We start from the raw sequence: 12,960 nt of genomic DNA on the forward strand, positions 1-12,960 counted from the left end.
CGCCGCCTCGCCTGAACCGACTTGTACGCCAACCCCTGGTCGGCAGGAGCAGGAATTTTCCACCAAGACCTATGCGACGAGGTTTATCTCCATGGCACTGACACGCGAACAGCAAATTGCAGCCCTTGAAAAAGACTGGGCTGAAAACCCGCGCTGGAAAGGCGTGAAGCGCAATTATTCCGCTGCTGACGTCGTCCGTCTGCGTGGCTCGGTTCAACCTGAGCACACCTTTGCGAAAATGGGCGCCGAGAAGCTGTGGAACCTGGTCACCCAGGGCGCCAAGCCAGCCTTCCGTCCCGAGAAAGATTTCGTCAACTGCATGGGCGCCCTGACCGGCGGCCAGGCTGTGCAGCAAGTCAAGGCGGGCATCCAGGCGATCTACCTGTCGGGCTGGCAAGTGGCTGCGGACAACAACTCCGCCGAGTCGATGTACCCCGACCAGTCGCTGTACCCGGTGGATTCGGTTCCAACCGTGGTCAAGCGCATCAATAACTCGTTCCGTCGCGCCGACCAGATCCAGTGGAAAGCCGGCAAGAACCCGGGCGACGAGGGCTACATCGACTACTTCGCGCCGATCGTGGCTGACGCCGAAGCCGGTTTCGGCGGCGTCCTGAACGCCTACGAGCTGATGAAGAGCATGATCGAAGCAGGCGCCGCCGGCGTTCACTTCGAAGACCAACTGGCCTCGGTGAAGAAATGCGGCCACATGGGCGGCAAGGTTCTGGTTCCAACCCAGGAAGCCGTGCAGAAGCTGACAGCTGCCCGCCTGGCCGCCGACGTTGCCGGTGTACCGACCATCATCCTGGCCCGTACCGACGCCAACGCCGCTGACCTGCTGACCTCCGACTGCGACCCGTACGACCAGCCGTTCGTGACCGGTACCCGCACCCAGGAAGGCTTCTACAAGGTGCGCGCCGGTCTCGACCAGGCCATCGCCCGCGGCCTGGCCTACGCGCCGTACGCCGACCTGATCTGGTGCGAAACCGCCAAGCCGGACCTGGACGAAGCCCGTCGCTTCGCTGAAGCGATCAAGAAGGAATACCCGGACCAACTGCTGTCGTACAACTGCTCGCCTTCCTTCAACTGGAAGAAAAACCTGGACGACGCGACCATCGCCAAGTTCCAGCGCGAACTGTCCGCCATGGGCTACAAGCACCAGTTCATCACCCTGGCCGGCATTCACAACATGTGGCACAGCATGTTCAACCTGGCGCACGACTACGCCCGCAACGACATGACCGCCTACGTGAAACTGCAAGAGCAGGAGTTCGCCGACGCCGCCAAGGGCTACACCTTCGTGGCTCACCAGCAGGAAGTGGGCACCGGTTACTTCGACGACATGACCACCGTGATCCAGGGCGGCACTTCGTCGGTGACAGCACTGACCGGCTCCACCGAAGAAGAACAGTTCCACTGATTCACACGCTTGCCTCGAGTAAGCGGCCCTTGCGGACCGGATAAAAACTAACCGCAAAGCCGACGATCTGAAGCCCCGACTGGTTCGGGGCTTTTTTTTCGCCGGTTTTTACACTTTGAAGTGACTGACCAGTTGCTGCAACTGGTTACCCAGGCGCGCCAGCTCGATGCTGGAAGCGGCGGTTTCTTCGCTGGCCGAGGCGGTCTGTTCGGATACATCGCGCACGCTCAGAATACTGCGGCTGATGTCCTCGGCCACCGAGCTTTGTTGCACCGCAGCAGCGGCAATCTGCTGGTTCATGGCCTGGATGCCGGAAACCGCCTGGGTGATGTTGCCCAGGGAGATGCCGGCCTTGCCGGCCAATTCCACGCTGCTGTCGGTCAGTTCGCGGCTGTTTCGCATGATGCTCGACACCTGGCGCGTGCCGTTCTGCAAGCCCGCCACCAGGCTTTCGATCTCTTCGGTGGAATGCTGGGTACGCTGGGCCAGCCCACGCACTTCATCGGCGACCACGGCAAAACCGCGCCCGGCGTCACCCGCGCGAGCGGCCTCGATGGCGGCGTTAAGGGCCAACAAGTTGGTCTGCTCAGCCACCGCCTTGATCACGTCCATGATCTTGCCGATGCGCGCGCTTTCTTGTTCCAACTCATCCATGGCGTCGACGGAGCGCCCGACTTCGCCGGCCAAGCGCTCGATCTGAACGATGGCCTGGGCGACCACCTGGTCGCCGATACGAGCCTGCGCATCGGCCTCCGATGCGGCAGTGCAAGCCTGTTCGGCATTACGCGCGACTTCATGCACGGTGGCCGACATTTCCTGCATGGCGGTGGCCACCTGGTCGGTCTCGGTCTTCTGGCTATTGACCCCGGCACTGGTCTGCTCGGTGACGGCCGATAACTCCTCGGCGGCGCTGGCGATTTGGGTGACGCCATCGCGGATGCCACCGATCAGGTCGCGCAACGTGGTGCCCATGCGCTGGATACCTTGCTGCAGGACACCCAGTTCATCACCACGGGTCACGACCATGTCTTGGGTGAGGTCGCCTGCTGCAATGCGATCGACCACAGCCAATGTGTCCTGCAATGGCCGCGTAATCTGGCGAGTGATGATCATGGCCGCAAGAATCCCCAACAACATCGCCAAAGCAGTGCAGCTCAACTGCAGGATGCGGGCCTGGGCGCTGTCTTCGTCACGGGAGGTCAGTTGGCTGGCATACATTTCGTCTGTCAGACGGGTGATGGTGTCACCCAAATCGATGGTGTCCTGCACAGCCTTGCCAATGGCCTGGTTACTGGCGGTGAAGTTCTGCACCGAATGGCGGTAAGCAATCAGTGCGGCCTCCAGCTGCTTGATAGTGTCGGCATAGCTCGGGCCGAAAGCGCTGTTGAGGGTATCAATGCCCTTGAGCGCATTTTCGAGCTGGCGGGTGGCGGCTTGTTCGGTGGCGCTGTTGGGGTTGCCGGTGTAGCCCCGCACTTCATAACGCACCAGCGCCACGTCCTCCTTGGCCTTGAGGATGATCCTGTACAACTCGAAACGGCGATCATCCGAGGCAGGCATTGCCTCTACGTCATTGATGACCTTGGCAATCAGCGCGGCGCCCTTGACCGCATTGACGCCCATCTCCTTGCGCATGGCTGTGTCGTTGCGATAAGCCTCGCGCATCGTATTCAGTGCCACTTGATACTGCGCGCTGGCCTGCTCGATCAGCGCAAGCTTTTTAAGGTTGTCAGGCTTTCTCAACTCGTTCGCAAGGCTTTTCTGCTTGGCGACAAACTGCTCCAACGACGCCTGGATCAATGCCCCCTTTTGTTCATCGCCCTTGTCCAGCTGGTATTGCAAGCGAGCCCTGCGCAGGTGATCAAGACGGTCGCCGAGTTCGGTAATGCTGGTCATTCGATCAGTGCGCTCGACCATTTTTCCCAGGCTGAACCAGCCGCTCGCCGCAAGGATAGCGGTCAGCAGCAGCACAACGGCAAAGCCCAAAGCCAACTTGAGCATGACGCTCATATTCGCGAACCAAGAATTCATGACATTCCTTTGGTAATCAGCCGCGAACGATGAGAACTGACGCAGCTATCTATGAAGGGAGCGATTGTCTAACCATATTGATATAGATGATTAGATGAGCGAGGGACAAAGATAGCTATTTGCCATCAATCCTTCAAGGCTCTAGGCCGAGCCTCATGCCGATTTTTTGCGGGCAACGCGGTTTCGCTTAACGCTCCAATGCCCCGGGCGCAGTTTCTGGATTGGCTTGGCTGGGTGACCTCGATCTGATGACCGAGGTTTTTTTACCCGTTTTCTTTGAAGCCACCTACGCTGTAAGAGCAAGCCTGCACCTGTGGAAGCCAGGCTTGGCTGTGATGAACGATAAGGCAGTCTTGCCTCGGGACTGCGTTGTCGACATCGCGAGCAAGCCTGGCTTCCACGGGAGCAGCCCCCATAAAACTTCGGCGCAGCGCTAGAAAAATTGATCGAACGCAGTATTGGGCAGTCCGAAAAGGAGTAAAACGTCCGACGCTGACAATTGCAGTAGCGACGATTAAGACAGCCTCTCAGACACGACACTAAGTGCACTGTAGAAAAGGTCGGCACAGATAATAATAATTATCATTTGAAAGTCGTTATCATTGTTACATTCCGCACGAAATATTATTGATGAATAGCCGGCCAACGCCCACGGGGCCGGGGCCGCAGGGTCCTGGAGGCGCGCTATGTCCTTATTCCAATAAATAATTTCGCTATAGGAATTTTACTTGCCCGGTGTTTAGCCATAAAATCACCGCGATTGATTGCTGCGACATATCGTCACTGCTTTATTTCATTCAAGCTCAGAGACCTTTGCTCTCTGTTAAGGATTTCCAGCATGTCCGAAGCGACAGGACTCATGGCCCACAATTGGGGCTTTGCCATTTTCCTTCTGGGCGTTGTTGGCCTGTGTGCTTTCATGCTCGGTGTGTCGAGCCTGCTTGGGTCAAAAGCCTGGGGCCGCAGCAAAAATGAACCGTTCGAGTCCGGCATGCTGCCTACCGGTGGCGCCCGCTTGCGGCTCTCAGCCAAATTCTATCTGGTCGCGATGCTGTTCGTGATCTTCGATATCGAAGCCCTCTTTCTCTTTGCCTGGTCTGTGTCCGTCCGCGAAAGCGGCTGGACCGGATTCGTCGAAGCTCTCGTTTTCATAGCAATTCTGTTGGCAGGTCTTGTCTACCTTTACCGGGTGGGGGCACTTGATTGGGCTCCGGAAGCTCGGCGCAAGCGGCAAGCGAAGCTGAAACAATGAGGCTTTGGCAATGCAATACAATCTCACCAGGATCGACCCCGATGCTCCTAACGAGCAGTATCCGATTGGCAAACGGGAAACCGTCGCCGATCCGTTAGAAGATCAAGTCCACAAAAACATCTTCATGGGCAAGCTCGAAGACGTGCTGAACAGCACGGTCAACTGGGGTCGCAAGAACTCCCTGTGGCCGTACAACTTCGGCCTTTCGTGCTGCTACGTGGAAATGACCACCGCCTTCACGGCGCCCCACGACATCGCGCGCTTTGGCGCCGAGGTGATCCGGGCATCGCCGCGCCAGGCGGATTTCATGGTTATCGCCGGTACCTGCTTCATCAAGATGGCGCCGATCATCCAGCGTCTCTACGAGCAAATGCTCGAGCCCAAGTGGGTCATCTCCATGGGTTCGTGCGCCAACTCCGGTGGCATGTACGACATCTACTCTGTCGTTCAAGGGGTGGACAAGTTCCTGCCCGTGGACGTCTACGTGCCCGGCTGCCCGCCTCGCCCAGAAGCTTTCCTGCAAGGCTTGATGCTGTTGCAGGAGTCGATTGGCCAGGAGCGTCGCCCACTGTCCTGGGTCGTTGGCGATCAAGGCGTCTATCGCGCCGAGATGCCGTCGCAAAAGGAACAGCGCCGCGAACAGCGTATCGCAGTCACCAACCTGCGCAGCCCCGACGAAGTCTGATCCAGCTCTGCTCTGTACAAGAAACGAGAACCTGGCTTCATTCTTTACGTTGACCGAAAGCGATAAATAACCATGACTACAGGCAGTGCTCTGTACATCCCGCCTTACAAGGCAGACGACCAGGATGTGGTCGTCGAACTGAACAACCGTTTTGGCCCCGAGGCGTTCACCGCCCAGCCGACCCGTACCGGCATGCCGGTGCTTTGGGTCGCCCGCGCCAAACTCGTCGAAGTCCTGACGTTCCTGCGCAACCTGCCCAAGCCGTACGTCATGCTCTATGACCTGCACGGCGTGGACGAGCGCCTGCGCACCAAGCGTCAAGGGCTGCCCGACGGCGTCGACTTCACCGTTTTCTATCACTTGATGTCGATCGAGCGTAATAGTGACGTAATGATCAAGGTCGCCTTGTCCGAGAGCGACCTCAGCGTGCCGACCGTGACCGGCATCTGGCCGAACGCCAACTGGTACGAGCGTGAAGTGTGGGACATGTACGGGATCGACTTCCCCGGCCACCCGCACCTGACCCGCATCATGATGCCGCCGACCTGGGAAGGTCACCCTTTGCGCAAGGACTTCCCGGCCCGTGCCACCGAGTTCGACCCATTCAGCCTGTCCCTGGCCAAGCAACAGCTCGAGGAAGAAGCCGCGCGCTTCAAGCCTGAAGACTGGGGCATGAAGCGTTCGGGCGCCAACGAGGACTATATGTTCCTCAACCTGGGCCCGAACCACCCTTCGGCCCACGGTGCGTTCCGCATCATCCTGCAACTGGACGGCGAAGAGATCGTCGACTGCGTGCCGGACATCGGCTACCACCACCGTGGCGCCGAGAAAATGGCCGAGCGCCAGTCCTGGCACAGCTTCATCCCGTACACCGACCGTATCGACTACCTCGGCGGCGTGATGAACAACCTGCCGTACGTACTGTCGGTGGAGAAACTGGCCGGGATCAAGGTCCCGGAGAAGGTCGACGTCATCCGCATCATGATGGCCGAGTTCTTCCGCATCACCAGCCACCTGCTGTTCCTGGGTACCTATATCCAGGACGTGGGGGCGATGACGCCGGTGTTCTTCACCTTCACCGACCGCCAGAAGGCCTACACGGTGATCGAAGCCATCACCGGTTTCCGCCTGCACCCGGCCTGGTACCGCATCGGTGGCGTGGCCCACGACCTGCCGCGCGGCTGGGAAAAGCTGGTCAAGGACTTCGTCGAGTGGATGCCCAAGCGCCTGGACGAATACACCAAGGCCGCCCTGCAGAACAGCATCCTCAAGGGTCGTACCATCGGGGTCGCCGCCTACAACACCAAGGAGGCCCTGGAATGGGGCGTCACCGGTGCCGGCCTGCGTTCCACCGGTTGCGACTTCGACCTGCGCAAGGCGCGCCCCTACTCCGGCTACGAAAACTTCGAATTCGAAGTACCGCTGGCGGCCAACGGTGACGCCTATGACCGCTGCATGGTTCGTGTCGAGGAAATGCGCCAGAGCATCAAGATCATCGACCAATGCCTGCGCAACATGCCGGAAGGCCCGTACAAGGCGGATCACCCGCTGACCACGCCGCCGCCCAAAGAGCGCACGCTGCAGCACATCGAGACCCTGATCACGCACTTCCTGCAGGTTTCGTGGGGCCCGGTCATGCCGGCCAACGAGTCCTTCCAGATGATCGAAGCGACCAAGGGCATCAACAGTTATTACCTGACGAGCGATGGCGGCACCATGAGCTACCGCACCCGGATTCGCACCCCAAGCTACCCGCACCTGCAGCAGATCCCTTCGGTGATCAAAGGCAGCATGGTCGCGGACTTGATCGCGTACCTGGGTAGTATCGATTTCGTTATGGCCGACGTGGACCGCTAAGCATGAACAGCACGCTTATCCAGACAGACCGTTTCGCCCTGAGCGAAACCGAGCGCTCGGCCATCGAGCACGAGCTGCATCACTACGAAGACCCGCGCGCGGCGTCGATCGAAGCCTTGAAGATCGTCCAGAAGGAACGTGGCTGGGTGCCTGACGGCGCGCTCTACGCCATCGGCGAGATCCTCGGCATCCCGGCCAGCGACGTCGAAGGCGTCGCCACTTTCTACAGCCAGATTTTCCGCCAGCCAGTGGGCCGTCACATCATCCGCGTCTGCGACAGCATGGTCTGCTACATCGGCGGCCACGAATCGGTGGTCGGCGAGCTCCAGAGCAAGCTGGGCATCGGCCTGGGCCAGACCACCGCCGACGGCCGCTTCACCCTGCTGCCGGTGTGCTGCCTGGGCAACTGCGACAAGGCACCGGCGCTGATGATCGACGACGACACCTTCGGTGACGTCCAGCCTGATGGCGTCGCCAAACTGCTGGAGGGCTACGTATGACCCTGACTTCCTTCGGGCCCGCCAACCGCATCCAGCGTTCGGCCGAAACCCATCCCCTGACCTGGCGTCTGCGTGACGACGGCGAAGCGGTATGGCTGGACGAGTACCAGGCCAAGAACGGCTACGCCGCCGCGCGCAAGGCGTTCACCGACATGGCCCAGGACGACATCGTCCAGACCGTGAAGGATTCCGGCCTTAAAGGTCGTGGCGGCGCGGGCTTCCCCACAGGTGTGAAGTGGGGCCTGATGCCCAAGGACGAATCCATCAACATCCGCTACCTGCTGTGCAACGCGGATGAAATGGAACCCAACACCTGGAAGGACCGCATGCTGATGGAGCAACTGCCCCATCTGCTGATCGAAGGCATGCTGATCAGCGCCCGTGCGCTGAAGACCTACCGTGGCTACATCTTCCTGCGTGGCGAATACACCACCGCCGCCAAGCACCTGAACCGTGCCGTGGAAGAAGCCAAGGCCGCGGGCCTGCTGGGCAAGAACATCCTGGGCAGCGGCTTCGATTTCGAGCTGTTCGTCCACACCGGCGCCGGGCGCTACATCTGCGGTGAAGAAACCGCGCTGATCAACTCCCTCGAAGGCCGCCGCGCCAACCCACGCTCCAAGCCGCCCTTCCCTGCCGCCGTGGGCGTGTGGGGCAAGCCGACCTGCGTGAACAACGTAGAGACCTTGTGCAACGTGCCGGCGATCATTGCCGACGGCGTGGAGTGGTACAAATCCCTGGCCCGCGACGGCAGCGAAGACATGGGCACCAAGCTCATGGGCTTCTCCGGCAAGGTCAAGAACCCTGGCCTGTGGGAACTGCCGTTCGGCATCACCGGCCGCGAGCTGTTCGAAGACTACGCCGGCGGCATGCGCGACGGCTACACGCTCAAGTGCTGGCAGCCCGGCGGCGCCGGTACCGGTTTCCTGCTGCCGGAACACCTGGACGCCCAAATGTACGCCGGCGGCATCGCCAAGGTGGGTACCCGCATGGGTACCGGCCTGGCCATGGCGGTGGACGACAGCGTCAACATGGTGTCGCTGCTGCGCAACATGGAAGAGTTCTTCTCCCGTGAGTCGTGCGGTTTCTGCACCCCTTGCCGTGACGGCTTGCCGTGGAGCGTCAAGCTGCTGCGAGCCATTGAAAATGGCGAAGGCCAGGCCGGCGATATCGAGACCCTGCTGGGTCTGGTGGGTTTCCTCGGCCCAGGCAAGACCTTCTGTGCTCACGCACCGGGTGCCGTGGAGCCGTTGGGCAGCGCCATCAAATACTTCCGTCCAGAGTTCGAAGCCGGCATCGCGCCCACCAGCGCCGTCGTCCCGCCTCTGGCAAAGCCGATCGTAGTCGGCGCGTAAACGCTAAAAAAGGCGAAGGGTCCGTGCCCTTCGTCTTCTCGTGTGATGACGCCGTAAGCGGCTGTGTTGATTCACGCGAACAACAAGATTCCATTAGCCACGCCCGCTGACACCGGGCCAACGAAGAACTTTGAACCATGGCCACTATCCACGTAGACGGCAAAGAGCTCGAAGTCGATGGCGCAGACAACCTGTTACAGGCATGTCTGTCCCTGGGCCTCGACATTCCTTATTTCTGCTGGCACCCCGCCCTTGGCAGCGTTGGCGCTTGTCGCCAGTGCGCGGTCAAGCAGTACACCGACGAAAACGACAAGCGTGGTCGGATCGTCATGTCCTGCATGACCCCCGCCACCGACGGCAGCTGGATCTCCATCGACGACGAAGAAGCGAAAGTGTTTCGCGCCAGCGTCGTCGAATGGCTGATGACCAACCACCCTCACGACTGCCCGGTCTGTGAGGAAGGCGGCCACTGCCACCTGCAAGACATGACCGTGATGACCGGCCACAACGAGCGCCGTTATCGCTTCACCAAGCGCACCCACCAGAACCAGCAACTGGGCCCGTTCATCTCCCACGAGATGAACCGCTGCATCGCCTGCTACCGCTGCGTGCGTTTCTACAAGGACTACGCCGGCGGCACCGACCTGGGCGTGTTCGGTGCCCACGACAACGTGTACTTCGGTCGCGTCGAAGACGGCACCCTGGAAAGCGAGTTCTCCGGCAACCTCACCGAGGTCTGCCCGACCGGTGTGTTCACCGACAAGACTCACTCCGAACGCTACAACCGCAAGTGGGACATGCAGTTCTCGCCAAGCATCTGCCATGGCTGCTCCAGCGGTTGCAACATTTCCCCGGGCGAACGCTACGGCGAACTGCGTCGCATCGAAAACCGCTTCAACGGTTCGGTGAACCAGTATTTCCTGTGTGACCGTGGCCGTTTCGGCTATGGCTACGTCAACCGCAAGGATCGCCCACGCCAACCGCAGCTGGCGGGCGGCGCCAAGCTGAGCCTGGACGAAGCGCTGGACAAGGCCGCCGAGCTGCTGCGCGGTCGCAACATCGTCGGCATCGGTTCGCCACGGGCCAGCCTGGAAAGCAACTACGCCCTGCGTGAACTGGTCGGCGCCGAGCACTTCTACAGTGGCATCGAAGCCGGCGAGCTGGAACGCATCCGCCTGGTGCTGCAAGTGCTCAAGGACAGCCCGCTGCCGGTGCCGACGATGCGCGACATCGAAGACCACGACGCGGTGTTCGTCCTTGGCGAAGACCTGACCCAGACCGCCGCCCGCATGGCCCTGGCCCTGCGCCAATCGGTCAAGGGCAAGGCCGAGGACATGGCCGACGCCATGCGCGTGCAGCCATGGCTCGACGCCGCCGTGAAGAACATCGGCCAGCACGCGCTGAACCCGCTGTTCATCGCCAGTCTCGCTGAAACCAAGCTCGACGACGTGGCCGAAGAATGCGTCCACGCCGCTCCCGACGACCTGGCCCGCATCGGTTTCGCCGTGGCCCACGCCCTGGACGCCAGCGCCCCGGCCGTCGACGGCCTGGACAGCGAAGCCGCCGCCCTGGCCCAACGCATCGCCGACGCCCTGCTGGCGGCCAAGCGCCCATTGATCATCGCCGGCACCTCCCTGGGTTCCAAGGCCTTGATCGAAGCCGCCGCCAACATCGCCAAAGCCTTGAAACTGCGCGAGAAGAACGGTTCCATCAGCCTGATCGTGCCGGAAGCCAACAGCCTCGGCCTGGCCATGCTCGGGGGCGAATCGGTGGACGCAGCCCTGCAAGCGGTGATCGACGGCAGTGCCGACGCCATCGTCGTGCTGGAAAACGACCTCTACACCCGCACCGACAAAGCCCGGGTGGACGCCGCCCTGAACGCCGCGAAAGTGGTGATCGTCGCCGACCATCAGAAAACCGCCACCACCGACCGCGCCCACCTGGTGCTGCCGGCGGCGAGCTTCGCCGAAGGCGACGGTACGCTGGTCAGCCAGGAAGGCCGCGCCCAGCGCTTCTTCCAGGTGTTCGACCCGACTTACCTGGACGCCAGCATCCTGGTTCATGAAGGCTGGCGCTGGCTGCACGCCCTGCGCTCGACCCTGCTGGACCAGCCAGTGGACTGGACGCAACTGGACCATGCCACCGCTGCCTGCGCCGAGAGCAACCCGCAACTGGCGCGCATCGTCGATGCCGCCCCGTCGGCTTCGTTCCGCATCAAAGGCCTGAAACTGGCGCGCGAACCCCTGCGCTACAGTGGCCGTACCGCCATGCGCGCAAATATCAGCGTCCACGAACCGCGCACCTCCCAGGACACGGATACCGCGTTCTCGTTCTCCATGGAAGGCTACTCGGGCTCCACCGAACCGCGCTCGCAAGTGCCGTTCGCCTGGTCGCCGGGCTGGAACTCGCCGCAAGCCTGGAACAAGTTCCAGGACGAAGTCGGTGGTCACCTGCGTGCCGGCGACCCGGGCACCCGCCTGATCGAAAGCCAGGGCGATGGCCTGAGCTGGTTCGCCAGCGTGCCACGCGCCTTCAACCCGGCACCGGGCACCTGGCAGGTCGTGCCGTTCCATCACCTGTTCGGCAGCGAAGAGAACTCTTCCAAGGCCGCACCGGTGCAGGAACGCATCCCGGCCGCCTACGTGGCGCTGGCCAAGTCCGAAGCCGACCGCCTGGGCGTCAACGATGGCGCCTTGCTGAGCCTGAACGTGGCCGGCCAGACCCTGCGTCTGCCGCTGCGCATCAATGAAGAACTGGGCGCCGGCCTGGTGGCCCTGCCGGCCGGTTTGGCGGGTATTCCACCGGCGATATTCGGCAAAACCGTCGACGGTCTGCAGGAGGCAGCGCAATGAGCTGGTTCACCCCTGAAGTGATCGCTGTGATCCTGACGGTCCTCAAGGCCATCGTGATCCTGCTGGCCGTGGTGGTCTGCGGCGCGTTGCTGAGCTTCGTCGAACGTCGACTGCTGGGCTGGTGGCAGGACCGCTACGGTCCGAACCGCGTCGGCCCGTTCGGCATGTTCCAGATCGCCGCCGACATGATCAAGATGTTCTTCAAGGAAGACTGGACACCGCCGTTTGCCGACAAGGTGATCTTCACCCTGGCACCGGTCGTGGCCATGAGCGCCTTGCTGATCGCCTTCGCGATCATCCCGATCACCCCGACCTGGGGCGTGGCGGACCTGAACATCGGCCTGCTGTTCTTCTTCGCCATGGCCGGCCTGTCGGTGTACGCGGTGCTGTTCGCCGGCTGGTCGAGCAACAACAAGTTCGCCCTGCTGGGCAGCCTGCGGGCCTCGGCCCAGACCGTGTCCTACGAAGTGTTCATGGGCCTGGCGCTCATGGGCATCGTGATCCAGGCCGGCTCGTTCAACATGCGCGACATCGTCGAGTACCAGGCCCAGAACCTGTGGTTCATCATTCCGCAGTTCTTCGGTTTCTGTACCTTCTTCATCGCTGGCGTGGCCGTGACTCACCGTCACCCCTTCGACCAGCCGGAAGCGGAACAGGAACTGGCCGACGGTTACCACATTGAATATGCCGGCATGAAATGGGGCATGTTCTTCGTCGGTGAGTACATCGGCATCATCCTGATCTCGGCGCTGCTGGTGACGCTGTTCTTCGGTGGCTGGCACGGTCCGTTCGGCATCCTGCCGCAACTGTCCTTCGTCTGGTTCGCCCTGAAGACCGCGTTCTTCATCATGCTGTTCGTCCTGCTGCGCGCCTCGATCCCGCGCCCGCGCTACGACCAGGTGATGGACTTCAGCTGGAAATTCTGCCTGCCGCTGACCCTGATCAACATGCTGGTGACCGCTGCGATCGTTTTGATGAACGCGCCTGCGGCCGCGGTTCAGTGAGGATTTGACC

At 61.3% G+C, this 12,960-nt stretch carries 9 protein-coding genes; 8 read left to right on the top strand and 1 reads right to left on the bottom strand.

What is annotated here, in order from left to right; all coding sequences use genetic code 11:
* The first annotated feature begins 91 nt into the window (after positions 1 to 91).
* On the top strand, positions 92 to 1,417 hold the full coding sequence (gene aceA, locus BM317_RS13395) for an isocitrate lyase (protein WP_014337679.1): 1,326 nt from the start codon (positions 92 to 94) through the stop codon (positions 1,415 to 1,417).
* 108 nt (positions 1,418 to 1,525) lie between these two features.
* Here aceA and BM317_RS13400 read toward each other — a convergent pair whose 3' ends face one another.
* Positions 1,526 to 3,448, bottom strand: coding sequence for a HAMP domain-containing methyl-accepting chemotaxis protein (locus BM317_RS13400; protein ID WP_092474558.1), 1,923 nt, complete (start codon positions 3,446 to 3,448; stop codon positions 1,526 to 1,528).
* 838 nt (positions 3,449 to 4,286) lie between these two features.
* Between BM317_RS13400 and BM317_RS13410 the strand changes: the two genes are divergently transcribed.
* The 7 genes from BM317_RS13410 (at position 4,287) to nuoH (ending at position 12,950) form a co-directional block, all read left to right on the top strand.
* On the top strand, positions 4,287 to 4,700 hold the full coding sequence (locus BM317_RS13410) for an NADH-quinone oxidoreductase subunit A (RefSeq protein WP_003203367.1): 414 nt from the start codon (positions 4,287 to 4,289) through the stop codon (positions 4,698 to 4,700).
* A 10-nt stretch (positions 4,701 to 4,710) separates the two neighbouring features.
* Positions 4,711 to 5,385: a NuoB/complex I 20 kDa subunit family protein gene (locus tag BM317_RS13415; RefSeq protein ID WP_030141322.1), complete on the top strand. Its 675-nt coding sequence runs from the start codon at positions 4,711 to 4,713 to the stop codon at positions 5,383 to 5,385.
* A 72-nt stretch (positions 5,386 to 5,457) separates the two neighbouring features.
* Complete coding sequence (gene nuoC, locus BM317_RS13420; protein ID WP_060741548.1) at positions 5,458 to 7,242, top strand: NADH-quinone oxidoreductase subunit C/D; 1,785 nt, start codon at positions 5,458 to 5,460, stop codon at positions 7,240 to 7,242.
* A 2-nt stretch (positions 7,243 to 7,244) separates the two neighbouring features.
* Positions 7,245 to 7,742, top strand: coding sequence for an NADH-quinone oxidoreductase subunit NuoE (nuoE, locus tag BM317_RS13425; protein WP_053123206.1), 498 nt, complete (start codon positions 7,245 to 7,247; stop codon positions 7,740 to 7,742).
* Positions 7,739 to 9,094 carry an NADH-quinone oxidoreductase subunit NuoF gene (nuoF, locus tag BM317_RS13430; RefSeq protein WP_092167115.1) on the top strand — a complete coding sequence of 452 codons (1,356 nt, stop codon included), beginning with the start codon at positions 7,739 to 7,741 and terminating at the stop codon, positions 9,092 to 9,094. The genes nuoE and nuoF overlap by 4 nt, the downstream gene beginning before the upstream one ends.
* A gap of 137 nt (positions 9,095 to 9,231) precedes the next feature.
* The gene (gene nuoG / locus BM317_RS13435) at positions 9,232 to 11,946 is read left to right on the top strand and encodes an NADH-quinone oxidoreductase subunit NuoG (protein ID WP_092474563.1); all 2,715 of its coding nucleotides are present in this window, start codon (positions 9,232 to 9,234) and stop codon (positions 11,944 to 11,946) included.
* Positions 11,943 to 12,950 (top strand): NADH-quinone oxidoreductase subunit NuoH, encoded by a 1,008-nt coding sequence (gene nuoH / locus BM317_RS13440; protein WP_025212983.1) that lies wholly within the window; start codon positions 11,943 to 11,945, stop codon positions 12,948 to 12,950. Before nuoG ends, nuoH begins: the two co-directional genes overlap by 4 nt.
* Positions 12,951 to 12,960 lie beyond the last annotated feature (10 nt).

Source organism: Pseudomonas sp. NFACC24-1 (assembly GCF_900115235.1).
GTDB lineage: Bacteria > Pseudomonadota > Gammaproteobacteria > Pseudomonadales > Pseudomonadaceae > Aquipseudomonas > Aquipseudomonas fluorescens_AA.